We start from the raw sequence: 26,832 nt of genomic DNA, 5'->3' as shown, positions 1-26,832 counted from the left end.
AAGTCTGAATACAGTTAAGAGTTGAGAGTTAAAAACCAACAGTGCTGCTATCACACTGCAAGTAACTTTCAACTTTCAACTCTCAACTTTCAACTAAATAAGGCTTATAGCGTTTGTTTTACCTCTACCTCTTCATAAGTTTCGATCATATCGCCTATCTTCAGGTCGTTTGTACCTACCAGACTAATACCGCACTCGAAATTCGTGCCGACTTCTTTCACATCGTCTTTGAAACGTTTCAATGCGTTGATAGCACCCGAGAAGATAACGATACCGTCGCGAATCAAGCGCGCCTTGTCGCTGCGTTTCACTTTTCCGGTCTTTACCATCGCCCCGGCAACCGTACCGACTTTCGTTATATTGAACACCTCACGAACCTCGATAGTGGCAGTAACCACCTCTTTCACTTCCGGAGCCAACATACCTTCCATAGCCGCTTTCACCTCTTCGATAGCATCGTAAATAACCGAGTATTTGCGAATATCCACACCTTCTTTGTCAGCCATTCTTTCAGCAGAACCGGAAGGACGAACCTGGAATCCGATAATGATAGCATCAGAAGCAGCAGCCAAAGATACATCCGATTCGGAAATCTGTCCCACACCCTTATGGATCACATTCACCTGGATCTGCGGAGTGGAAAGTTTGATCAGTGAGTCACTCAGAGCTTCTACAGAACCATCCACGTCACCTTTCACGATAATATTCAATTCCTGGAAGTTGCCCAACGCAATACGACGGCCCAACTCATCCAATGTAAGAATCTTCTGCGTACGCAAGCCCTGTTCACGTTGCAACTGCTCACGCTTATTGGTAATTTCACGTGCTTCCTGATCGGACTCTACCACGTGGAAAGTATCACCGGCAGCCGGCGCACCATTCAATCCCAAAATCAATGCAGGCTCCGAAGGACCGGCCGACTTAATACGCTGGTTACGTTCATTGAACATGGCTTTCACACGCCCGTAGCTTGTTCCTGCCAACACGATATCCCCCACTTTCAACGTACCGTTGGATACAAGTACCGTAGCCACATAGCCACGCCCTTTATCCAAAGTAGATTCAATGATAGATCCCGTAGCATTACGGTTCGGATTAGCTTTCAGCTCCAGCATTTCAGCTTCAAGCAACACTTTTTCCATCAACTCACTAACGCCCTGACCTTTCTTGGCAGAGATATCCTGTGACTGATACTTACCACCCCATTCTTCCACAAGGTAATTCATAGCAGCCAATTCTTCTTTTATCTTATCCGGATTAGCCGTCGGCTTATCCACTTTATTAATGGCAAATACGATAGGAACACCGGCAGCCATTGCATGGTTGATAGCCTCCTTCGTTTGCGGCATCACATTATCGTCAGCTGCAACAATGATGATGGCGATATCCGTCACTTTCGCACCACGGGCACGCATAGCCGTAAATGCCTCATGACCCGGAGTATCCAGGAAAGTAATCTTACGTCCGTCCTCCATTGTCACGTGGTAGGCACCGATATGCTGTGTGATACCACCCGCCTCACCGGCGATAACATTCGCTTTACGGATATAGTCGAGCAATGAAGTCTTACCATGGTCTACGTGTCCCATCACAGTTACAATCGGCGCACGCGGTTCCAGATCTTCCTCCGCATCTTCTTCTTCGACGATAGCCTGTGCCACTTCCGCACTTACATATTCCGTCTTAAAGCCGAACTCTTCTGCCACCAGATTAATCGTTTCCGCATCCAGACGCTGGTTGATAGAAACCATTATACCGATACTCATACAAGTAGCGATAACCTGATTAACAGATACATCCATCATACTCGCCAACTCATTGGCTGTTACGAACTCCGTCAGCTTCAACACTTTGCTTTCTTCCATCTCCTGGTTTTCCAATTCCTGCATACGGTTGGAAACCATCTCCCGTTTTTCCTTACGGTATTTGGAAGCCTTGTTTTTGCCTTTCGTTGTCAGACGAGCTAATGTTTCTTTTACCTGCTTAGCTACATCTTCTTCGCTCACTTCCTGTTTTACAACCGGCTTTTTGAAGCGATCTTTATTATTGTTACGGTTACGGTTTTGTCCTCCGCCTTGTCCGCCATGTCCGGCAGGTTTCTGACTGTTAGGAGTAGGATGTGTAAAGTTGGAAGCCACATTGTTGACGTCCACCTTCTCCTTATTGATGCGGATGCGCTTTTTCTTTCCATTTGCATCGGCATTTTCTTTAGGAGCACTTTTAGCAACCTTACTGTCGTCTTTACGGATCTCCTTGATAATAGCATCTTTCATCTGCTTTCTCTGATCCTGACGCTGTTTTTCCTTTTCTTCGCGTTCTTTCCGTTTCTCCTCTTTCGATTTTTTCTTCGGACGGGTCGACTGGTTCAAAGCAGCCAAGTCAATCTGGCCGATTACATTAATCTTGGATACAAATTCCGGCTGACGAATCTTGAAAACATCCTCCTCTTGTTTCTCGGTTGCAACCGTCTCCGGAGTTTCTACTTTAGGCTCAGCCTTTTCTTCTTTTGTCACTTCCGGCATCACCTCCACCTTCGGTTCTTCCTTTTTCACTTCTTCCACTACTTTTTCTTCTACTACCGCCGGCTTCGGTTGTTCTATCACTACAGGCTCCACCTTTTCTTTCACAGGCTCCGTCTGTACGACCGGTGCTACGATTTCTTCTTTCTTCACCTCGGCGGCAACGGGTTTCGCTGCCTCCTCTTTTTTCTTCTCTTCAGTTACCACCGGAGCGGGCTGTTGAGTTTGAGGTTGCGACTGTTGTTTAGATTCGCTTACCGGTTCTTTTTCTACTTTCCGGTTGAATTTATTCAAATCAATTTTTCCGACAGGTTTAAACTTCGGACGTGCATCTTCGGGAACGACTGTCTTGATAACATCATCCGCCTTAGACTTCTCCGGCTGCTTTTCGTAACCATCGATAGACACCGATGCCTTATTACGATCCTTGTTCTGACGTTCTTGGATAAAACGTTCTGATTCAAGCCGAAGATTCTTATCCGTGCTAAACTCTTTCACGAGTATAGCATACTGTTCCTCGGTAATTTTTGTATTCGGGTTTGCCTCAACGGTATACCCTTTCTTTTGCAGGAACTCAACTACCGTTGCGATTCCTACATTCAAATCTCTTGTTACTTTGTTTAACCTTATCGTCATACTTTAAATTAAAAGAATAATGGAGCGAAGATATTTACGATTTCACGATTGACGATCAGACATTTAATTTCCTTTCATCTACAACCCACAATATAGAGAGCAGCTCCAATCGCAAATCGTAAACAGTCTAATCGTAAATGAAATTATTCATTGTCTTCAAACTCCGATTTCAAAATACGTAATACCTCGTCCACAGTTTCCTCTTCCAGGTCCGTCTTTTCGATCAACATCTCACGAGGTGCATTCAATACTGCCTTAGCCGTATCGATTCCGATAGCTTTGATAGCATCGATTACCCATCCGTCGATTTCATCTTTGAACTCTTCCAGATAGATATCTTCATCCTGCGCACTCTCATCCAGTTCACGGAACACGTCGATAGTGTACTCGGTCAACATACTGGCAAGTTTGATATTCAAACCGCCTTTACCAATAGCCAGCGAAACCTCTTCCGGGCGAAGGAAAACCTCAGCCTTGCGTTCTTCTTCATTCAATCGTATAGAAGAAATCTTTGCCGGGCTCAAGGCACGCTGAATAAACAAGGAGATATTCGATGTATAGTTAATCACATCGATGTTCTCATTGCGAAGTTCACGAACGATGCCATGAATACGACTTCCTTTTACACCTACACAGGCTCCTACCGGGTCGATTCTGTCATCATAAGACTCTACCGCAATTTTGGCACGTTCGCCGGGGATGCGGGCAATCTTTTTAATGGTGATCAGGCCATCGTTAATTTCCGGTACTTCCATTTCGAACAGACGCTGCAGGAAAACAGGAGATGTACGCGAAAGGATAATCTTCGGATTATTGTTTTTGTTATCCACACGGGCCACCACTGCACGTGCCGTTTCTCCTTTACGATAAAAATCCGCCGGAATCTGTTCTGTCTTTGGCAGCAACAGTTCGTTTCCTTCGTCATCCAGCAGCAGCATCTCTTTTTTCCAAATCTGATATACTTCTGCATTAATGATCGTACCTACTTTATCAATATATTTATTATAAATACTGTCTTTCTCAAGCTCAAGAATCTTAGAAGCTAACGTCTGGCGGAGATTCAGAATAGCACGACGGCCGAACTTTGCAAAAATCACTTCATCAGTAACCTCTTCACCGACTTCATATGAAGCATCTATCTTCTGTGCTTCCGTCAAGGAAATCTGCATATTCGGGTTTGTTAAATCTTCGTCTGCCACTACCTCCCGGTTACGCCATATTTCAAAGTCCCCCTTGTCCGGGTTCACGATTACGTCGTAATTTTCATCAGTGCCAAACATTTTCGCGATAACACTACGGAACGACTCTTCGAGCACGCTTACCATCGTTGTTCTATCGATATTTTTCAGTTCCTTAAATTCCGAAAATGTATCAATCAAGCTGATTGTTTCTTCTTTCTTGGCCATAATTATTTAAAACTAATTAAGTATTTAGTGTATTTTATCTCATCATAACGGAAGGTTTCGTCTTCTTCCATCAATTTAGGACGTTTTGCTCCTTCTACTTTCACTTTCTTTTGTACAGCCACCACAAACTTTTCCTCATCGGCATCTTTCAATACACCGGTCAGCTTGCGGCCATCTTTCGTCAAAACCTCCACATCGCTACCGACATGGTTGTAATACTGTTGCAACACTTTAAAAGGCTGCCCGATTCCAGCCGAACCTACTTCCAGTTCATAATCTTCCTCTTCACGGTTCAGCTTCGATTCGATAAAGCGGCTCAGCTCCACGCAATCTTCAATCCAAACACCTTCTGCATGGTCTATCTCGACCACAATCTTGTCGTCCGGGCTTACGGTCACTTCCACCAGAAAGTAGTCTTTTCCCTCCAGCCACTCTTCAACAATCTGACTAACAGTTTTCTTTTCTATCATTGATTAGCTATATAAGAACAAAAAAAGGAGCTTAATCGCCCCTCCACCTTTCATCCATTTCGGGTGCAAAGATATAAATAATCTGTTCGACTACAAAATATTAGAGAAAAAAAGTTTATTATAACATTGCCCATAAAGAGCATGATGAAATTTTGCGTAATCAACGAAGAGAGTACTATTCGCATCAATTTTGACTATTTCGGTACATTATCCACATCGTTTTTACCCCCTTCACTCTCTTCACCTTTTTCGCTTAACCGCTCTATTCATCGGTAATACAGGGTGAAGGTGCAATCTGGTTTTCCAAGCATAATGCGCACCGTCCATATGCATGGTGCCTACGAGTAGTATCCACGGTGCTTACAAGCCGTAAACACAGTACTTGGAAGACATTTGCATAGAGACTGGAGAACGGGAGCAGCCCTTCACCCTGTATTACCGATGAATAGAGCGATTAAGCGAAAAAGGTGAAGGGAGTGAAGGCAGTAAAAATATCATAGGGCAGGTATTCTGAAGAATAAAAAACACCTGCCGAAAAACAATATTGTACTTTTTCTTAAAACCTACCACTTCTTCTCCCGGCCTCTCCCCCAGTTAACGTACATGTAATCCTTTTACCCAACCCATGCAAAACAAATGACAGAAAGGACAGTGTAAACATCAAAACAGACACGACACCCCACATACAATTCGGCTACTTTTGTAAAATCAATTGAACAAATTTCATTCAATCACAGCAAGCAAGTTAGTGAAACCCAATTTACTATCACACTAACCTGCATGCACTTTTTAATATTATATGAAAACATGCATCTATTTAATATTTTCTTTATATGCCATATGCATTCAGGCTCAAGATATCTACAATAATTTAAACCAAAAGTTCACTCAATATTTAATCAAGACGCTCCCCGAAAACATTTATGTACAAACTGACAAGCCCTATTATGTAGTAGAAGACACCATCTGGATGAAAGCTTTTGTAGTGAATGCACAATTACTTCAACCCTCACCCAGCAACTTTGTTTATGTAGAACTCATAAATCAGCAAAATGAAGTACTAAACAGAATAAAGCTAAAAAAAGATTCTGCCGGATTTCAAGGATATATCAAATTAAACGAGCACATCCTCGCCGGAGAGTATGCACTCCGTGCCTATACAAATTGGATGAGAAACGAAGTGCCGGAATACTTCTTCCAAAAAAATATTACTATTGAACGAGTGAAGCAAACACCCCAGCTACTCACTATAAAATATATTCCTATCGAAAAAGACAGATTACAAGCCGTTGCCAAATATACATATAGCGACGGTTCAGCTATCAAAGGACGAAGAATAGATTTTACATACACCAAAGACGGACGTAAATATAGAAAAAACTATTCTGTCACTAATAATGAGGGAGAAATACGATTCAACATTCGGTTGAATGAAGAAAAACCTGATAAGCAGAAGCTGACAGCAACCATTTTCGATCAGAAATGGATCATCTCGCACGAACAGAATTTCGTTATTCCTAACCTCAAAAAAGATTTTGATGTACAGTTCTTCCCGGAAAGCGGCACATTATTAACAGAGACATGGCAATTTGTAGCTTTCAAAGCGATCGGTCCAGACGGACTATGTGAACACATCTCGGGAAAAGTGATCAGCGAAGGAGGAAATGAAATAGCCCAAATACACACCCAGCATGACGGTATGGGAAAGTTTGCACTGTGGCCTCACAAAGATAGTATATATTATGCTGTGGTAACTAACCGGGAGGGTGTTGAGAAAAAGCTCAAACTTCCCGAAGCACGAATTGAGGGAATGACACTCCGGCTTAACATTAAAGAGGAAAATTGCCTCTACTCTATTGAGAATCATACGGCATACTCAACGGATAGTTTATTTCTAATTGCCCATACACGTGGAATGATTTCCGTAACCAGACAACTGACCGAAGAGAAAAGAAGCGGAAAGTTTTCTTTAAGCCAATGCCCTGAAGGTATCTTGAATGTTGCCGTCGTCGACCGGATAGGAAACGTATTCTGCGAACGAATGTTATATGTCAAGAAAGCACATAGCCCGGCTGTACAAATTAAAACCAATTCACAGGAATACGGAAAACGAGAGAGAGTGGAAATGCTACTAAATACCGGACAGAAAGGAGAATTTTCCCTGTCTGTTACTGATGCGAAAGTTGTGAAATGGGATTCTCTGAATAACCATATCATCAGCCAATTATTACTGAAATCAGAAATCAAAGGACACATCGAAAAACCCGGATATTATTTCACAAGTGATAACAAGGTAGTCAACGAGCATTTAGATCTCCTAATGCTTACGCAAGGATGGAGACGCTATAATTTACCGAACATCTTACAACAACAAGTACCGGAAATGAAAATACCTTTAGAGCGGGGACAGGCTTTGAGTGGAAGAGTAAAACCTTTTCTCCGAAAGAAAATTAAGGGGGCAGAAGTAGTAGGATTCACTGATAAGTTGAAAGCCATACATGCAAAAGTAGATACCTCCGGAAATTATGTTTTCGAAGGAATTGAATTTCCGGATAGTACGGCATTCACAATCAATGCAGTTAATAAGAAAGGAAAAGCAAAAGGAATCATGATTTATCCGTCACCGGAGATATTTCCCGACACAAGAAACCTATTTATCCCAAATTCACACCACTTTGAGGAAGTGGAGGCACACCTTAGGCTATACAAAGAAACATATATACAAAACGATATAAGTAAAGAAATTGTATTAGATGACATCGTTGTGACACAAAAATATATCAGTCAGACCGGTAAATTGGCAGGTGAATTTGCCGCTTATGCGGATTATGTTGTAACAGACAAAACGATCGAGGAAGAATATAAGAATAAATCCGTGGCAGACATAATACATACTGCCATCATGCAACGTTTCCCTGGCATCACTATGGTAGAGGAAGACCATTTTTGGTATAGAGGAAAGCCACTACGATTTGCTGTTGACATGAAACTGATTCAATACGATGAATTACGATTCTATATGGCTGAAGAGATTGCATCAATCTCCTTCTTTAAAGAAGCCTCTGAGGTGCCTCTATATGTACCCATGCATGACGAATTCATAACGGCTCAAATGAACAAATATAGAGGAGTGATCCTTATCGAATTAAAAAAAGGGGGTACAGCTCACTACTTCCGCCCCTCACTCGGTCTGGCTACTCTCTATCCGTTAGGCTACCAAAAGCCGGCAGAGTTTTATTCACCCAAATACGATGTGCCCGATTCGTTACAAGCCGATAAAACTGATTTCAGAACCACCGTTTATTGGAATCCCAAGATACAAACCGATTCTACCGGACATGCCAAAGTATCTTTCTACACCACGGATATGAAACATGATATGGAATACATATTGGAAGGTATTACCGAGAACGGAATACCTTGCCGGGCGACAGGACGGATAAAAGTGAAGAAAGAATAGGGTAAATACCTAAAAAGAGTAGGGAAGTCCCTTTCCTTCGGGGATTTTCCTTTCTTACTTTTGAAAAATCAAAATCTTATTATGTATGAAACACATCATTTCTATTTTATTCATTTGTTTGTCAAATATGACTTCTCAAGCACAAAATAGTCCAAGTGATCTCAACCGGAAATTTGTCAATTATCTGACTTCCTCCCTCTCTGAAAGCATTTATTTACAAACTGATAAGCCCTATTATACGACAGAAGATACAATCTGGTTAAAAGCTTACGTAGTTAATGCACAAATTTACCAACCATCGCCCAGTAATTTTGTATATATAGAATTGATCAATCAACTCGACAGCGTGGAAAGGAGGATAAAAATCCGAAAAGAAAACAATGCTTTTTCCGGATATTTAGCCCTTGATAAAAAGCTTATTCCCGGAGAATATGCCTTACGCGCATATACCAATTGGATGCGAAATGATTCACCAGATTACTTTTTCCAAAAGAATATCTCAATCAGTAAAGTCATACAAAACCCTAAAATACTGACCGCCAAATTCTATCCGGCAAAGGAGAATAAACAACAAGCCCTTATTCAATATACTTATAGTGACGGTTCCCCGATTAAAAATTGCCGGATCGATTTTGCTTATAACAGGAATGGTAAGAAATATCGGAAAAGATATGCCTTAACCGATTCTAAAGGAGAAATCGAATTACAAATACAGCAGCAAGATCGTCCCACAGAAAAACAACAATTATCAGCTACTGTCTTTGATAATAAAGGAGGAATCATCTATGAACAAAAGTTTGCCATACCCGAAAGAGGAGAAGATTTTGACGTCCAATTTTTTCCCGAAAGCGGAATATTATTGGCAGGCACTCCTCAAACAGTCGCATTCAAAGCCATAGGAGCAGACGGGTTGAGTACCTCTGTATCCGGAAAAGTGTTCAGCGCGGGAGGAACATTTATGGCTGACATAACGACCCTGCACAATGGCATGGGAAAGTTTCCGCTATTAGCACAAAAGGATAGTATCTATTTAGCAATTATCACCGACAATAAAGGGATTGAAAAGCAATTCCGACTCCCCAAAGTACAAGAGAAAGGAATAACGTTACAACTCCGCCAACAGGGAGAGACTTGTATTTACATGCTCGAAAACAATACGAACTTCCCAACGGACAGCTTACTGATAATTGCCCATACTCGGGGGATACCTTCAATAGTCAAGCCACTAACTACAAACAACAAAACCGGTAAGTTCTCTCTAAGCCAAGTACCCGAAGGTATTCTTAACGTAGCAATCACCAACCAAACGGGCCGGGTATTCTGCGAACGAATGATGTACATAAAAAAGGAAACTCATATTACCCCCCGGATACAAACCGACCAAGCTGCATATGGGCAAAGAGAAAAAGTAGAAATGCAAATAAGTCTACCCGGCAATGGAGACTTCGCCCTTTCTGTCACTGATGCCCAACTTATAAAATGGGATTCATTGGAAAACAATATTAGTACTCAGCTTTTAATGAAGTCAGAATTAAGAGGGCATATAGAAAGCCCTAACTACTACTTCACTGCAAACACAACACAGATAAACGAACATCTGGACCTGTTGATGCTAACCCAAGGATGGAAAAAATACGATTTGTCATCTATCTTACAGGAACATGTACCTCAACCCCAACATCCGATGGAGATAGGACAATCACTTACCGGAAAGGTTAAGCCGCTCTTCTGGAAAAGCATGAACGGAATAGAGGTTGTCGGCTTCAGTAATCACTGGAAAGCCGTACACGCACAAGTAGACAGCGTAGGGAACTACTTTTTCAACGGAATTGAGTTTCCGGATAGTACCGCATTCACCATTAACGCCATTAATAAAAGAGGAAAAGCGAAAGGGGTAATGATTTACCCGGACGCAGAGGTATTTCCGGATTCCAAAACATTCATCCCCGCCCCCAAAGGAGTCATACAAGAAAGAACTCAAAGTGCGATGGACGAATACCATCAAATTTATCGGCAGAATAATATCTGGAAAGAGATTATGTTGGATGAGATAAACGTTACAGCCAAATATATCAGCAAGACAGGAAAATTAGCAGGGGAGTTTGCCGGATATGCCGATTATGTAATAACCGACAGGATGATAGAAGCAGAATACAAAAATAAGAGTGTGTGGGATATTGTCTATGAAAACATTATACTCAAAACACCGGGAATCGGAAAATTAACAGAAGACCAATATATATACCGAGGAAAAGAGCTGCGTTTTGTTGTAGATATGAACCTGGTAGAATCTACTGACTTGCAATACTATATGGCAAGTGAGATCGCATCTATCTCTTTTTTCCGGGATGCTCAAAGCGTACCGGTTTATGTCCCGAATGCACCTTTCCTGAAAGGAGCCGAATGGCAGGTAGGCCCCAAACTGAAAGAGAGTAACACGATCACCGGAGGAGTAAGCTTTAAGGAAAAAATAGAAGAAGGGTGGAAAAACGATGCAAACGAGAATACCGGATGGAAGAATACAGACTTTCAGAAGCATACCGCCGAAATGGACAAATACAAAGGTGTCATTCTCGTCGAATTGAAGAATGGAGGCTCCGCCCATTATTATCGCCCGTCGCTGGGATTGGCTACCCTTTATCCGTTAGGTTATCAAAAGCCGGCAGAGTTTTATTCACCCCAATACGAGGTACCCGATTCGCTACAAACCGGCAAGACCGATTTTAGGACAACTATTTATTGGAATCCCCAAATACAAACCGATTCTACCGGACGTACCAAAGTATCTTTCTATACCACAGATATGAATCACGATATGGAATACGTACTGGAAGGGATTACTGAAAATGGAGTACCCTGCAGAGTTACAGGACGGATAAAGACTAAATAGGACTTGCATCCAAGTAGAGTGATATTACTTAATTCAAGGTTTCAAAAAATAGAATATCCGTATCAAACGTTTTTTTCAAACCGAATTATTGTCGGAATAATACATATTTGCTATAAAATGAGTGCTTCGTTACTATAGAATCAGGATTTTCTACGCTAAATTTGCCATATCATCCTTATCAATATTGTTATCTTAAATTTTATGCACTCATGTACATACGAATGAAATTTATTATTGTTGTTGTTTTATGTTTATTCCCTTTTTTGCAATCTTCCGCCCAATTGCGCCAAAACCTTCTATTGGATCAAGAATGGGAGTTCCGTTCAGACAAAGACGGAAATAATTTAACTTGGGAAAAAGTAACAGTCCCGCATACCTGGAATGCAACAGATGGCCTGACTCCCGACTACTATCGGGGAACGGGCGAATACCGCTATCATCTGAACATATTGCCGGAGATGTTAAAACAACGTGCTTTCCTACGTTTTGAAGCAGTCAGCCAAGTAGCTGATGTCTTTGTGAACGGCATCCCGGTGGGGAACCATAAAGGTTCATTTAATGCTTTCTGTTTTGAGATAACTTCTTCATTAAAAAAGGGAGACAACCTTATAGAAGTAAAGGTTTCCAATCGTTTAGACAACGATATCGCTCCCCTATCCGGCGATTTTACTGTTTTTGGCGGTATCTACCGACCGGTATCTCTACTTGTACTGCCCAAGACTTGTGTCACTCCATTAGATTACGCTTCTTCGGGAGTCTATATACATCAAAACAAAGTAGATTCCAAACAGGCAGAATTATCTGTCGTAACCAAAGTGAATAGCAACAAGGCAGAAAAAGATTTATCTGTAAAAACCAGTGTGTTTAATGCGAAAGGACAACTTGTAGGCAACTGTATCACCCGGAAAGCATCCGGAAAAGACGAGACCGTTGAATTTGTCAACAAGCTGAACATAAAACAACCTGTTTTGTGGAACGGAAAAAAATCCCCTCATCTGTATCGTGTTTTTATAGAAGTAATGAAAGGAAATACCGTAGTAGACACTTTATCTCAGTATGCCGGGTTAAGATACTACTCCGTCGATGCTCAAAAAGGTTTCTTCCTAAACGGTAATCCCTATAAAATAAAAGGTGTAAACAGACATCAAGACCGGGCCGGAAAAGGATGGGCAATAACAAACAAGGAGCATAATGAAGACATGGAATTGATCAAAGAGATAGGAGCCAACGGAATAAGACTGGCCCACTATCCACATTCTGACTTTTTCTATTCGCTATGCGACCGGGAAGGTATGCTGGTATGGGCAGAGATTCCTCTTATAGGCAAAGCATCTCCTACCCCTGCCTTCACCGAAAATATAAAACTGCAATTAACCGAGTTAATCCGGCAGAACTTTAATCATCCTTCTATCTTTTGCTGGAGCTTGTTCAATGAACTGTGCGAAGGAGATGTAAAAAAACTGATACAGGAATTGAATGAAGTAGCCCATAAAGAAGATCCGGGACGTCTGACAGTTGCTGCCGCCAACGTAGAAAACCGACCGGAAAATGTAATTACAGATATCATGGCGTACAATACTTACCCGGGATGGTATTGGGCACAACCTTCCACTATGAAATCGTCCGTAGCACACTGGAACCGTCTGGTGGGAAGCAAAGGTATCTGTGTCAGTGAATATGGTGCAGGAGCCAATATCTGGCATCACCAACAAGACGTTCAATCAGCCCCCAAAACAGATGGAATCTTTCATCCGGAAGAGTGGCAGGCCATTGTTCACGAGCAGAATTACCGGGGAATAAGTAGCAGCGATTTCGTGTGGGGATCTTTTGTATGGAATATGTTCGACTTTGCAAGTGCCTCCAGAAACGAAGGAGATATACTGGGACTAAATGATAAAGGGCTGGTTACTTATGACAGAAAAGTCAAAAAAGATGCTTTCTACTTTTATCAATCGGCATGGTCCGAGTCACCGGTTCTACATATCACGAGCAAAAGAGATATTGCCAGAAGAGAACCCGCCACTGATATCAAAATTTATTCTAACTGTGATCACATTCACCTAAAAGTGAACGGACAAGACTGTGGACATCCTGACAGAGAGGATAATATCCTTATCTGGAAAAACGTATCACTCAAAAAAGGAGAAAACCGGATCGAAGCATCCGGAAAGAAAGGTACTGTCGAGCTGACAGACCAGTGTAAATGGGTTCTTTTAGATAAGAAAAAGTAAACATAACCCACTATCTTATAAATGTATAACACCCCAAATAAGCACCATGAAGAAAATACTTTTTTTGTTTCTATGTTTCTATACAAGTCTCACCTATTCTCAAACTAAAAAAGAGGTTGTGGACTATGTAAATCCTTTCATCGGCACTGCTCTCAAAGGTGAAGGAGGCACAGTACCCTACGTCGGTACACCTTTTGCCATGACCAGCTTTCTCCCGCAGACCAGAGAGAACAAAATGGGAGGTATGGCATACGTCTATGATGATAAACACATTATGGGATTTTTAGGTTCCCATCAACCCACCATCTGGATGGGAGATTACGGTTATGTATCGGTTATGCCCCAAGTAGGAGAAACGGTGAAAGTTCTTCCGGAAGACAGAAAGATGAGTTTCAATCACAAAGATGAAAAAGCCTCTCCCCATTATTATTCCGTCACTCTAACCGATAAACAGAAGAACCGCATTTTTACAGAATTGACAGCATCCAGCCGGTGCGCAATGCTCAACTTCCGTTTCCCCAAGAATCAGAAACCCCGGTTAATCATCCAAGGCATTAATCTGAACCCTGCCCTGAACGATTGGTGCAATCATCTGAGCCATCGCCTGAACACCATAAAAGGTTGGGTGAAAATAGATACGGAAAACAACGAGATTATCGGTTACAATCCGGACAGGCAATCGGCACAAATAGGACCGGACCTCCCCAATTTTAAAGGATACTTCATCATCCGCTTCAACCGGGATATAAAAGATTTCGGTTGCTGGAACGATTCCACCCTCTATCCGGGAGAGAAGGAGATATACGGCACCCGAATGGGAGCCTATATAGACTTCGATAAAAGCTCCCCGCAAATACAAGTGCAGATCGCAACCTCTTTCATAAGCATCGAACAGGCACGTATGAATCTGGAACATGAGGTTCCCGAATGGGACTTCAAACAGTTATGCAATAATACCAAAAAGGCATGGAACGACAAGCTCTCCAAATTCCACATCAAAGGAAACAATAAAGATGATGCACCGATCTTTTACACAGCACTTTATCATTGTTATCTGTTTCCCCGTGAGTTCTCAGAATACGGAAAATATTACAGCGCCTTTGATGATAAAATCCACGATGGATTCTCGTACAATGACTATTCCCTTTGGGATACATTCCGTGCATTCCATCCTTTAATGACCCTTATAGAGCCCGAGTTGACCGGCGACTGGATTACTGCATTACTACAAATGTATAAGGAGGGCGGCTGGCTGCCTATGTGGCCCAATCCCAGCTATACCAATATTATGATAGGTACTCATGCAGATGCCGTGATAGCCGATGCCTACATGAAAGGGATTCGCAACTACGATATCGGTCTGGCCTATGAAGCCCTACGCAAAAACGCAATGGTCCCTCCTGATTGCGACACACAAAGAAGATACGGAGACCGTGACTATTGGACCTCTTTTGAAGGACGTGCAGGAGCCAGCTATTACCACTCCCTCGGATATGTAGCCGATGACAAGACAGCAGAGTCCGTTTCCAGAACTTTAGAATATGCATACGATGACTGGTGCGTGGCACAAATGGCAAAAGACTTAGGAAAAACCGAAGACTACAACCGCCTGATGCAGTTCAGCCAGAATTACAGAAATCAATACAATGCCGAAAAAGGATTCTTCCTGCCACGTAATTACGACGGAAGCTGGATAGATTTGGACGATCACTCACGTCACGGATTAACAGAGGGTTCCAAATGGACCTATCTATTCTGTGTTCTTCAAGATATCCCCGGCATGATCGACATGATGGGAGGAGAAAAGGCATTCTCCGCCAAACTGGACCGTAACTTCGAAGAAGACCATTACCGGCACGACAACGAACCGGGACATCATTACATCTACCTGTACAACTACTGCAACGAACCGTGGAAAACACAGGAACTGGCTCGTAAACACGTGAGAATAAACTATAAGAATTCTCCCGACGGCGTAAATGGTAATGACGATTGCGGTCAAATGTCCGCCTGGTATCTTTTCTCGGCAATGGGATTCTATCCGGTAACTCCCGGAAGTAATGAATTTGCCATAGGAGCTCCCCAATTGCCGGAAATCAAAATCCAATTGAAAGATCACGAATTAACGATAAAAGCAGAAAACCTTTCAGAAGAAAACCAATATGTACAATCCGTATTTCTGGATGGAAAAAAACTTCTAAAGCCTTTTATCAACTATTTCGACTTGATCGGCGCTAAAGAACTACGCTTCATTATGGGAAACAAACAAACCGTCTACAAATAAACCAAATTACAACACGACTTTACTATTATTTTATCAAAGTATAAGAGGGTACTTCGCAAACAAAGAAGTACTCTCTTATCTGTTTTTGAAGAAGCTGATATATTGTCCAATACTGATAATCAGAAAATTTTACAACTAACTTGACGATTCATCTTGAGCTTCTTTTACCAGAACACCTGCTCTCCATCTACATACGTAAAAATTCGTTCTTCTTTTCCTCTCGTTAGGTTTCTTAAAAAATACAGTCCGCCAGAAGGCACTTCGGTATATTCCAACTTTATAGTAGTAGCAATTTGTTTTCCTAAAGAGGCCCAATGATGGTCTGTCCAATAGAACAATTCATATTCATCTCCAATACCGATTGTATTACCGTCGCCTCTCGGTGTATAAATAATTTTTTCTATATCCACCGGATGTCCAAAATCCATACCTACCCAACCACCGGCAGGAAGTGCCGAATCGAAAAAAGTAAGTAAATCTCCATCGAAAGCCGCCTCCTTATACGTATTCGGATCATTATTCCACGAGCGTGGAAGACCTATCACCTTACCTTGATTCCTCAGATGAGAGTCCCGTTCTACAAAGGTTATTTCAGCAACATTACAATGCGACCATTCCGGCTGAAACAATCGCCAATACCTATATTTATTACCTAAGGGGGGGATATTGATCTCTTCTCCTCTCGTACCCCATTTATCTATTCTATATATAGATACAGAATCTTCAAAAGTAGGTTTATTTACCGCTTGAAATTTAGCTCCCAGTATTCGATATGCTATATCCTGAACATGTTTAAACAATGGATACTTTCTGTAAAGAGTCATTGATTGCAATACCTTTTTATTGGAGATAATTGTTGTTACTTTGCCTTTAGAAGTTAGAATAAAAGGATTCCCCACTGGTTGTATTCCATACTCCGTATAACTAACCGGAAGATATAAAACATTCTTTCCCAATTTCTTGAATTGTGCAATATGGTTCTTGACTTTCGCAAATGCGATAGGAATCCAAGAAGGATTGTTAAAAACGGCCAAATAAACATATTTACTGTGTTCGCTGTCTATTTTAATATCCACATCACAAGTTGCCATATATTCAGCTGTCACATCCTTTATGAAAGAAGTTCGAAAAGTTTCAGGGACATATCTTTCACTTCCCAGCAAATCCTGCATTTCTGCATTCCTTGCATAGGTTCTCCTATAAACTTTTGCCATTTTCTCACCTAATTTGTGCGGTTCTCCCGGATTACTCTCCGCTCCGCTAAATGGGATATTCTTTCCATTATTAGCTAATAAAACATTCCAAGAATGCCCCAAGTCAAGAAAAGGCCACTGAGGAGTAAAATCCATCATAACAGGAATACCGTTACTCCGCATAACCGAAGTTGCCATTTCAACATAATCTTCACAAACACCAAAAGGCAGTTTCGTTTTCGTCCTTAAACGATGAATCGGATACATGTTATAATCAAGCAGATAAGGATGGACATCTTCCCTCAATTGATTATTCACACGATGAGTGGCCCAAACAGCCGACCCTCTATATGCCTCGCAGTACTGTAACTCATCAAGGCCCTTACTATACTTAATCCCCGCAGAATCTCTCCAACTATCAAAAGGCTGTAATTCCACTGCCTTATAAGGAAGCAGATATTCGCAGAAATCCTGAAAAGAGACATGAGTGGCCCATTCTCCCTCTTTCCATTGACTAAAAGCTTTTTCAATGTTTGCAATCAGAAAATCAGATCTGATAATCTCCACATCCGGAATGGTATAATAGTTCATAGCAAAATGCTGGGATACCTTCTCCAAAGTATCCCGTATCTCCTCCCTTGAACATTGCACATACTTTAATACAGAATCTACAGCATCATAATATTTCTCAATGCTATCCACCTCTCTATAAGAGTAATGTCCGGGCATATTCTTTATTAAAAACTTCGCAGCTTCCAGTTTCAATGAATCCTTTTCATAAAAGGCCAATGCCTTCTCCAGTTCTCCCCGATTTTCTTTTGCCAAAATTAATGCTTCTTCTAATTGAGAATCATATCTTTGACAACTCGAAAAACAAGATAAAAAACAAGAAAAACATAAGATAATACATTGTTTCATAAATGTGCCTTTCATTAAATTCAATACAATAGAATTTACTTTTCAGATTGACTCCGAGTTCCAGCATTAGGAAGTAATCTAAACACTAAATACCCAACAACTATAGCAACCAGAATACCTACAAAAATACGAAACGAACCTAATGTTTCTGTAAAATAACGAATTCTTATATATAAATCAATAATCGAACTACCAATAAGTATCGTAACAAATAACTGCCAAGGTTTTACCCTTCCACACAACCTGCCTATTACAACAGTTGTAAATGCTTGAAAAATCACACAAGTGATGATTGCAGCACTTTCGGTTTGTATCATCAACAAAGGACTAGTAACTATAAATAGCAATACAGATGCAATAAAAACGCCAATAAGAATCTTCACACTATTCCCATGCATAACTCATATAATTAGAAGTCAAACAGTTCAAATTCGCAACTAAACGTCTATACCCAACCAAGCGCATTTCAAGAAACCTCACCTTAACATATCCACTAAACAAACTATCATCATTAAAATAGTAATAATGATAGGAAAATAATCTACGGACTGTTCTTTCTTATTTCCTTTTATTATAAGCACTTTTCTTATTTCAATAAAAAACAGAGTTCCCCATGTCGAAAAATACATAACATTATTCAATAGATACTCTTTTCCCCCTATAGGATATACTCTATTTATTAATGAAAATAGTATAGATAAAAAACAGACAATTATATATATAGTATAATCATTTCTCATATATCAATGATGCTGACGTTGGCAATTTTCAAAATCACGCTTAGCAGCCTGCAAATCATCATCCAATTTATCTAAAGCTGCAAGAACACATGCACAAGCACCCGGTCCAGAAACAATCAAACACGAACATGCCAATACTGCTGCACTGCATTTAGCTTCAGCATAGTTACGAGCAGAATTATATTGTTCATAACATGTGGCATACAATACCTCTGATCGAGTCTTTACTTTTACAATATTAGAAGCTTCAAAGTAATCATTAAAAAGTTGTATCTTTTCCATCTGATTTAATCGTTCATATTGCGTATTAGCCAATAAACTATTCATCTTCGCTCCTAATCTCTGTAAATCGTTAAGCATATCAGCTTTATTTATAATATCCAACAAATAATCATCATCATTCACATTAGACATTAATTCATTATAATCACTTTCACTTAATGTTTCCTTATACATAAGAAATTTAGCCATAACTGATTCATTCTCTTTAATAAAAGCTAAAAACTCATTTGAATTTTCAACAGATATCATAAGCGGATTTTTATTCACAACAACATCCTCCATTGAACTATTTATAATGTCACATTCATCAGAGGAACAACTGTAAATCACCCCAAAAATAGCTGCAGAAAAGATCATAGCACTACAAAGAGAGGCTATTGCTTTAAATTTTAATTTCATATTATTACTTTTTTAATTATATAAACAATCCTAACCAGCCAAACATTTCAAATTTGGTATATTCCTATATTTTTTCACAAAAACAAATCAAGTAACATTGGTCTTTATCCTCCTACCCAAAACAATTTTATATTTCATCATTAAGTGTACACAATATAAGTCGTATACTTTTTTAGTTACAAACATAGAGGAACTACCAATAATTCACAACAAACAATTATAGACAAACACCATAGACAAGCATTTGTCTATGAAATCTTAGACAAGTATTCAGTATTTTTCATTTCTAAGCATTCCCGTTATAGCCTCATTAATAGACTTCACTTCCTTCAATCCCATTTTCTTGGCAATACGATAACGGTGAGTAGCCAAAGAGGCCAATTGGATATGATAATAGGATGCAATCTGTTTATTACTCACTTCTAAACAAATCAGTATTATTAAATGAATATCTTCATTAGACAACGGATAATTATTACGTAACTTCTGAATAAAGCCATCGTATGTATTATCAAAATATGCCTCCAAACAGTGCCAATCTTTATCATCTGAAGGCATATTGAGTAATACTTGCTTCTTCTCAAGAGAAGTTGAGATCGTATTTACTTTTTGTGGACAACCCTGTCCTATACAAAAATTCTTTCCAGCCCTTTTGCTACTTTTCTTTTGTTTTTTAGGATAAATAAGATAACCAACAAACAAGATAAGTAATATTACTATCCAATATCCAATGTGAATAAAAGTATTAGACATAGCATTATATTTTTAAGGTTAAGTAATTTTCCATTTCACTCTTTATTCGCTCAATAATAACTGATGGTATTTTCACTGGTTTAGAAATAATAATCGTAGCAAGTTCTCTTGCTTCTGTTTGCCGTCCTTGTCTATCCAACAACCAAACCAATCGATACAATGGCATAAATCGATTAGGACACATATCAGAAGCCAATCTAAAATGTTCCTCCGCTTCTACCATTCGATTTATTTCCCAACAATTCTGCGCAATCAACATTTCCAAATCATAATCACTCCATAAATGACGGCATTTCATCGCAATATCAAGACTTTCCTTGTAAAACCGGGCTACATTAAGCTCAGCTGCATAATTGTATAAAAAATAGCGATCATTCCCCAGCACACGCTCTGCCGCATCATACAAAGGTTGTGCCTTTTCGAAAAGCCCACACGAAGACAGGGACAATGCATGTTTCCATTTCATCTCTGCCTTTACCCGAATAACCATCGTGTTCGTTATGCACAAACTCCCCATAACACATAATATCACCAACCACTTTCCAACAACAGAAAATATCTTCCAATGAATATGCCACGTATTCCCAGCCAATATAACCAAATCCAATAAAACAACAGCCCAAGTAAATGGATATAGAAATGGGTAAGAAAATAAAGAGAAAACGGTTATTGAACAAAGACTTAATGCAGCTAAGTCCTTATAGCGACTGTTACATTTTTGATAGCAAAGTATCAAAAATACAATCATTCCCAATAATCCCAACAGCCCACCTAAACCATAATCTACGGCTATGCGAAGAAATTCATTAAATGGCTGCTGAACCGTATCAGCAAGAATAGCGTATCCGCTATCTGGATTCCGATGAAAAAATTGAGCCTGATAATCCATATAATGTGCTTCAAATCCTCCGGAGCCAAACCCGAACCAAGGTTTGATTGCTATCATATTTAAGCAACAAATCCAAATCAATAATCGGCCATCGGCCGAGTTTCTTTTCAGAAAATAAAGAAAAACAATCAGCACTACTAAAGCACCTATTACCAATACGATTTTCTGTAGTTTACTCCAGGAAACAGACTGATACCCCCAAATAGCAACCAACATAAATATACTCAATACTCCTGCCCGTGAGCCTGACAAAAAGACACCACATACAAGTAATAGGATAGTCATTACACACAGCAACTTCTTCCATCCTTTTAACCCATTCCATACAAACCACAAAAAAGGTATACCGGCACATAAAGAAGAGGCAAACCCTGCCGGATTATCAAAGCTACCGGTTATCCTAAAAGATGAAGTACATTGTAACACTCCCCAATATTGTAGGATTCCATATAATGCCTGCAAAGCACATGAAATAATAATAGCATAGATGATCCCTTGCATTTCAAAAGAAAAAGATCTTTTTCGCTGTGAGAGAATTAAATAATAGACAACTAATACAATTCCCATAGTAATAGTCATATACCATTTAGGCACTATTCCTGTGTCAACAAATTCAGAGCTATTAAAGAATAACGCTCCCAAACAAAGTAGTGAAAACAGAATCATCTCCCTAATAATCATATCTGTCTCCTTTCTTTGTTAAGAAGCGTACATTCTTTACAATCTCCATATACTAAGCCGATACTTTATCGGTACCTATGCAAAATCACATGGATTTTAAATCACAGTCTAACCTTCTTGGATTTCACAGAACCTTCTCCCGAAACCAATCCGTCTGCACTCACTTTTACTTTTATTTTTCCCGGATTAAAGGTCGTTCGTACGGCCACTCTCATCAAACCGCCCTCTGCTTGCAATTCATGATCTCCGGGAGCATGATAGGCTAAATCCTTACCCTCAGTCACATAGAAGTTATAAGACCCCTTATAGACTCCTTCCCCCTCTACTTCAAACTTCAAAAGATGATCGGCCCTGGGACACCAGCGACCGGCTTTATCCACAATCTTAGCCGTCACAATAAAGGCATCGGAAGCATTGGCACGTAATACAAACTCTTCACCGTCGGGTTTGGCAGTCTGCTTCTCGATAGTGAGCTGTATTGCATAAGGTTCATCGGACGACTCTATCTTTTCGGAGCAGACAGGACGCTTATCATAATCCAGCCCGATCGCCTCAACAATACCCGGTTCCCAATGAATCTCTTTCCAGGTACAACGACGGGTTGCCTGATCCGGCTCAACGATCCCATAGGATTTCTTATTGATAAACAGTTCTACATAAGGACAATTACTCCAGGCATCCACATCCTGAATACCCGAATAGTTCCAATGGCTTTGAAGAGCAACTCCCGGCCGTTTAGAAAACGGTACCCAAAGTGCTTTCTGATAAATCCGATACTTCAACTTTGGAAAGCGATTGGCGTCCATCGCACAGGAACCCAGACTCTTCTGATTCCTCATCCCATTCAGATAAATCGTATACCCCTCGCCATACGTCTCTGCCAACATCCAATCGATCCAGCCGCATGCCTGCCTGTCGAGATCATGAAGATAATCCTGTACATAAGCCTGAGAGAACTGCTTTTCATTATCGTAATCGAAGCGGGCAATACACCAGCTGGGCTGACCGTTCCAATTGGTACCATAAACTTCCGTATTCAGAGAAGGATGTCCCTGTACTTTCTCATAACGATTGGTATAGCCTATCACAATCGGCTCCTTCTCATCCCATTCCGGAGGATAACCATCACGATTCAATACCAGACGCGGTTGTATATAATCCCATTTCTTTACCTCCTCAAGCGTATAAGAAGGCAAATATTTATCACCTTCATAGGCCAGCCCATTGTTCGATTCCCAAATAACCACCGAAGGATGATTGCGGAATGCAATAATCGCATCACGGTCGTACTCCCGTTTGTAAGTCTTGGCCGGTTCGTTTTTCAAGGCCCATTCATTGTCTCCACTGTTTACAATCAGCAGAATGCCATACACATCACAAGCCTGAAAAGCTTCGGCAAACGGAGGTTGATGCCCTACGCGGAACGCATTTCCTCCACACTCGGCAATATAAGCGATGTCCTGCCAACGCAAAGCTGCCGGAACGGCGGCTCCCAAACCCGGATAAATGTTTCTGTTGCCAAATCCCCGCAAAATACATTTTTCACCGTTGACATAGCAATGATTTTCATCCCAGGTAATTTCACGTATACCGAATTTCTCACTTTTACTATCCACCTGTTTACCGTCTACATACACTTTATTCTGCACGGTGTACAAATATGGAGTGCCCGAACAGCCGATAGGATACCATAAGTTCGGATTTTGAATGGTTTCCGTCCGATCAAACAGATGAATAGCGCCGGGTGCCACATTTCGCTGTTCGGTAAATGATAGCACCGTACGTCCCCGTTCATCTTGTAAATAAGTACGCAGTTCGACTGCCTGTGTATGCTCCGAAGAGTTCTCAACATTCGTCTGAAACCTTACTACAGCCTCCTGCGGCGTAGCAGATACCGTTCCGAAATAAGTACCCCATTTGTTTAAAGGAGAGTAACTGTTGAATGGGATATGCACTTTATCTTTCTTATGCATATAGACAGGACTCACAATACCTCCCATTGCCTGTCCGAATCCTTCATTCTCACCAAATCCCGGCCAGGCAAAGAACGTATTTTTCGCATTCGAGACTTTAATTGCAATCTGATTCTCTTCACCCCATTTTATATATTTGCTGATATTCACCACAAAAGGAAGAGAGCTGCCTACATGAGTCACCACTCCCGGTTGTTTAACCCGTGTATTCCCGGAAATAGCCTGCCCGTTCACAAAGACAATAGCTGCCAGATTCACTCCCTGGAATTCCAAAAAAATCTCCTTCTCCCTATCCTTCCCATCGAAAAAGAGTTTCTTTCTGTACCAGCCTTCTCCCCGCCAGCAACGTTCTCCCGTACTTGCATTCAGATAAGTATCATGTTCGTTGTAGCAATGCGGGATGCCGACCTCTTCCCATCGTGTATCATCAAAATCTGCTCCTGCCATTTCCTGATCCGGATGATCATTTTCAACCGGATGAATGGCCAGCTCACTGACACGCACCGGTAATTCTTCTTTTTTTTCAGAGAAGCATTTCAAACCGGAAAGCTTTATATAACGGTAAGTCACCGGAATCGGTACAGAAAGTGAAGTGCTCGTAACGGTTGCAACGTACCCTACCGTATTATTGACACTCGAGATATCACCTTCTTTATACAATTCGCACTGCTGTCTGTCTGTACCGTCTGTCAACGAATTCCATTGTTTATTATCAAGGCTTACTTCCACTTTTACAGTAGCAAAATATACCCGGTTCCCCTTGAAAGACAATTTGACTTTTCCCGCCTGTTTATTCTCATGCAGATCGATGAGCAGACTTGGTTCCGGTGCATCATTTGCTACCCATTCCGTATTCATATCACCATCATTGATCACAGGTACTGCCTGCGTACCACAGAGAATACGGGCATCTTTTGCCAAATCCATCTCCTGTCGAACGACTTTGGAAAACCTCCAGGGTGTTTCTCCCAGATTTATAGGCTTCTGCTCTTTAGCATATCCGCTCTGAATAAACAAAACAGCACAAGCAAAACATAAATATTTTCTCAATATCATACAGTAAAAATTCTTTTTATTACATCATTACTACTTTCTGTCTTTTCACAGCAGAATCGGTCTCAATCCTGACAATATAAGTGCCTTTTCCCATCAGATTGACAGTACCGGTCCCGTGAATCCGACTTTGATACGTCACGCTGCCATCAATGCCGAATACAGTCATCTTCCCCATGCCAGAGATCGAATAATTCAGAGACTGCCCATTGGAAGAAATTAAAATAGCATCCTCTTCTTTGAGGGTAGTAATACCGGTGGTTCCATCCACCTTCACAGTAGCTTTTGCAAAAAGTCCACCTCTTCCTCCATTGTCAATGGCTTGTACTCCCCATTCATATTCACCGTCCGATTCTACTTTAATCTTATAAGAACATTGAGTGAGATAACCGGAAACAGAACCGACTTTAATAAAACCGGAAGTAATATCTGCCGGTACGGTCATACAGCATTTATCACCTTCCTTCTTCTTCAAATAAACATTATACCGTAAAGCTTTCTGAGGAGTAACATCATCGGCAGCCTCTTCCCATGCCAAAGAAAGAATATCGGAACCTTCAATCAACTTTGCCCGTAAATTTTGCGGCATCCCCGGCGCTTCGTTCTTGCCGGCAACAGAAGTATTTTTCCAAAGTTGTGTATCACAACCGGAAGAACAGGCCCCATTGGACCATCCGGAAATCCATGCATCCAACAGTCCGTCATTATCAATGTCGATCAGATGTTCATTGCCATGAGTGACTCTGGGGAATGCCCATCCGTAATCGTCCTGATTGTACCATGCCATCGGCTCAAAATCAAAATCACCTTTATTGACATATAGCCACGTGCTGTGCTGATGCGTATTATTATGACCACCTACTAGCATATCGGGCAGTCCGTCATGATTCACATCGCCAAAAGAGAGCTGTCCGCCATCTATCGGCAGCAGATGTTCATTTTCTATTTTCTCAAAATTACGCTCTCCCTTGTTTTTATAGATATAGAATTGCTTTTGATTATTATTGAAATAGACTCCCGTCATAATGATATCTGCCAGACCATCGTTATTCAGATCATATACATCACATGAAGAGTTACAAGTAGTGTCAAACTTAAAATCCGATTCCTTAAATGTACCGTTCTGCTGATTCCAGTAAACGTGTACTTCCGACTCTCTTGAATAACCATATCCGGTAGACACGATATCCAACCAGCCGTCATTATCCAAATCGACAAAGCAGACACTGCCATCGGTCAAACCATGGAAAGGCTTTGTTCCCTCCAAAGGAGTTTTCTGCAGTTCGAAATACTCTCCTTTTATATTCTTAAACAGATATACCGCTCTGACCGCATCTTCATAATCTTCCCGGTTCACCCTCGTATGTTCATCAAAGCCCGTTACAAGCAAGTCCGTATAGCCATCGTTATCATAATCACCCGCAACCGCCCAATTGTGTCCTTTTCCTCCGGTCTTTCCATTAAACACCGGCATCAAACCAGATTCCGCCACCGGCATTTCCTTAAACTTGCAAGTACCATTATCCTGTACTCCCTGATTAATATACAAACGCGCCTGGATATTGGATAGGCGTGTATCCAGATCATTCCACTGATAATACCAATCGCCCAGTCCCGGAAGAAAAAGATCCAAAAGACCGTCGTTATTCATATCAAACCAAACCGGGCATGAAAAAGCAACTCCTGCAAATGGGGAGGTTAATTTACGGAAAGTACCATCCCCGTTGTTCTGGTAAAAGTTGCTCTGAATTTTCGTAGCACTACCGTGATTATTCTTATCACTATAAAACAGGTCGAGTGTCCCATTATTGTTGTAGTCCCCCCAAGCTGCATTCACATAGGTGGCATGAATAAAATTAATCGGGTCACCTCCCGTACTCGACTGTACCGGTTTATCCATATATTCAAACCTGATGTTCTCAATATCTCCCGGAACCTGTGCGTGCAGCAACAAACTAAAGCAAAAACTGCTGCATGCAATAAAAAATAGTTTCTTCATAATATAATATTTAAGAGAAGGTTTTACATCTGTCTATTATAGATTTTTCAAAGGTT

The 26,832-nt window shown here is 40.8% G+C and carries 14 protein-coding genes; 4 read left to right on the top strand and 10 right to left on the bottom strand.

The annotated features are described in order from the left end of the window. Positions 1 to 104: 104 nt before the first annotated feature. The 3 genes from infB to rimP all read right to left on the bottom strand — a co-directional run bounded on the left by infB (position 105) and on the right by rimP (position 5,031). Positions 105 to 3,155, bottom strand: coding sequence for a translation initiation factor IF-2 (infB, locus tag RB604_RS05415; protein ID WP_055293281.1), 3,051 nt, complete (start codon positions 3,153 to 3,155; stop codon positions 105 to 107). Between the two features lie 143 nt (positions 3,156 to 3,298). Then, positions 3,299 to 4,561: a transcription termination factor NusA gene (gene nusA, locus RB604_RS05410; protein WP_005927301.1), complete on the bottom strand. Its 1,263-nt coding sequence runs from the start codon at positions 4,559 to 4,561 to the stop codon at positions 3,299 to 3,301. A gap of 2 nt (positions 4,562 to 4,563) precedes the next feature. Next, a complete protein-coding gene (gene rimP, locus RB604_RS05405; RefSeq protein WP_021937203.1) occupies positions 4,564 to 5,031 on the bottom strand; it encodes a ribosome assembly cofactor RimP in 468 nt (155 codons plus the stop codon). 799 nt (positions 5,032 to 5,830) lie between these two features. Here rimP and RB604_RS05400 point away from each other — a divergent pair. From RB604_RS05400 to RB604_RS05385, 4 genes are all read left to right on the top strand, one after another. Then, positions 5,831 to 8,491: an MG2 domain-containing protein gene (locus RB604_RS05400; RefSeq protein WP_055293279.1), complete on the top strand. Its 2,661-nt coding sequence runs from the start codon at positions 5,831 to 5,833 to the stop codon at positions 8,489 to 8,491. An 85-nt stretch (positions 8,492 to 8,576) separates the two neighbouring features. Then, a complete protein-coding gene (locus tag RB604_RS05395; RefSeq protein WP_055293277.1) occupies positions 8,577 to 11,381 on the top strand; it encodes a hypothetical protein in 2,805 nt (934 codons plus the stop codon). Between the two features lie 209 nt (positions 11,382 to 11,590). Continuing rightward, entirely contained in the window at positions 11,591 to 13,612 is a 2,022-nt protein-coding gene (locus RB604_RS05390) for a glycoside hydrolase family 2 protein (protein WP_007479228.1), read from the top strand. Positions 13,613 to 13,658: 46 nt separating this feature from the next. After that, a complete protein-coding gene (locus RB604_RS05385; RefSeq protein ID WP_055293275.1) occupies positions 13,659 to 15,896 on the top strand; it encodes a GH92 family glycosyl hydrolase in 2,238 nt (745 codons plus the stop codon). A gap of 164 nt (positions 15,897 to 16,060) precedes the next feature. Here RB604_RS05385 and RB604_RS05380 read toward each other — a convergent pair whose 3' ends face one another. From RB604_RS05380 to RB604_RS05350, 7 genes are all read right to left on the bottom strand, one after another. Then, on the bottom strand, positions 16,061 to 17,914 hold the full coding sequence (locus RB604_RS05380) for a discoidin domain-containing protein (protein ID WP_229103537.1): 1,854 nt from the start codon (positions 17,912 to 17,914) through the stop codon (positions 16,061 to 16,063). A 128-nt stretch (positions 17,915 to 18,042) separates the two neighbouring features. Further along, positions 18,043 to 18,405, bottom strand: a complete 363-nt coding sequence (locus tag RB604_RS05375; protein WP_005927322.1) for a hypothetical protein — start codon at positions 18,403 to 18,405, stop codon at positions 18,043 to 18,045. A gap of 345 nt (positions 18,406 to 18,750) precedes the next feature. Next, positions 18,751 to 19,428 (bottom strand): hypothetical protein, encoded by a 678-nt coding sequence (locus RB604_RS05370; protein WP_007479232.1) that lies wholly within the window; start codon positions 19,426 to 19,428, stop codon positions 18,751 to 18,753. A gap of 270 nt (positions 19,429 to 19,698) precedes the next feature. Further along, positions 19,699 to 20,181 (bottom strand): helix-turn-helix transcriptional regulator, encoded by a 483-nt coding sequence (locus RB604_RS05365; RefSeq protein ID WP_007479233.1) that lies wholly within the window; start codon positions 20,179 to 20,181, stop codon positions 19,699 to 19,701. Between the two features lie 4 nt (positions 20,182 to 20,185). Next, positions 20,186 to 21,751 carry an O-antigen ligase family protein gene (locus RB604_RS05360; RefSeq protein WP_007479234.1) on the bottom strand — a complete coding sequence of 522 codons (1,566 nt, stop codon included), beginning with the start codon at positions 21,749 to 21,751 and terminating at the stop codon, positions 20,186 to 20,188. A gap of 101 nt (positions 21,752 to 21,852) precedes the next feature. Continuing rightward, entirely contained in the window at positions 21,853 to 24,780 is a 2,928-nt protein-coding gene (locus RB604_RS05355; RefSeq protein ID WP_007479235.1) for a DUF4982 domain-containing protein, read from the bottom strand. Positions 24,781 to 24,799: 19 nt separating this feature from the next. Continuing rightward, the gene (locus tag RB604_RS05350) at positions 24,800 to 26,776 is read right to left on the bottom strand and encodes a T9SS type A sorting domain-containing protein (RefSeq protein ID WP_007479236.1); all 1,977 of its coding nucleotides are present in this window, start codon (positions 26,774 to 26,776) and stop codon (positions 24,800 to 24,802) included. Positions 26,777 to 26,832: the final 56 nt, after the last annotated feature.

Source organism: Bacteroides salyersiae (genome assembly GCF_031172035.1).
Classification (GTDB): Bacteria; Bacteroidota; Bacteroidia; order Bacteroidales; family Bacteroidaceae; genus Bacteroides; species Bacteroides salyersiae.
Note: the sequence above shows the minus strand (reverse complement) of the source record. Positions and strands in the feature narration are given on the sequence as shown.

Coding starts and splice junctions, on each gene's coding strand:
- infB (WP_055293281.1), bottom strand. CDS start 3,155: ATGACGATAAGGTTAAACAAAGTAACAAGAGATTTGAATGTAGGAATC.
- nusA (WP_005927301.1), bottom strand. CDS start 4,561: ATGGCCAAGAAAGAAGAAACAATCAGCTTGATTGATACATTTTCGGAA.
- rimP (WP_021937203.1), bottom strand. CDS start 5,031: ATGATAGAAAAGAAAACTGTTAGTCAGATTGTTGAAGAGTGGCTGGAG.
- RB604_RS05400 (WP_055293279.1), top strand. CDS start 5,831: ATGAAAACATGCATCTATTTAATATTTTCTTTATATGCCATATGCATT.
- RB604_RS05395 (WP_055293277.1), top strand. CDS start 8,577: ATGAAACACATCATTTCTATTTTATTCATTTGTTTGTCAAATATGACT.
- RB604_RS05390 (WP_007479228.1), top strand. CDS start 11,591: ATGTACATACGAATGAAATTTATTATTGTTGTTGTTTTATGTTTATTC.
- RB604_RS05385 (WP_055293275.1), top strand. CDS start 13,659: ATGAAGAAAATACTTTTTTTGTTTCTATGTTTCTATACAAGTCTCACC.
- RB604_RS05375 (WP_005927322.1), bottom strand. CDS start 18,405: ATGCATGGGAATAGTGTGAAGATTCTTATTGGCGTTTTTATTGCATCT.
- RB604_RS05370 (WP_007479232.1), bottom strand. CDS start 19,428: ATGAAATTAAAATTTAAAGCAATAGCCTCTCTTTGTAGTGCTATGATC.
- RB604_RS05365 (WP_007479233.1), bottom strand. CDS start 20,181: ATGTCTAATACTTTTATTCACATTGGATATTGGATAGTAATATTACTT.
- RB604_RS05360 (WP_007479234.1), bottom strand. CDS start 21,751: ATGATTATTAGGGAGATGATTCTGTTTTCACTACTTTGTTTGGGAGCG.
- RB604_RS05355 (WP_007479235.1), bottom strand. CDS start 24,780: ATGATATTGAGAAAATATTTATGTTTTGCTTGTGCTGTTTTGTTTATT.
- RB604_RS05350 (WP_007479236.1), bottom strand. CDS start 26,776: ATGAAGAAACTATTTTTTATTGCATGCAGCAGTTTTTGCTTTAGTTTG.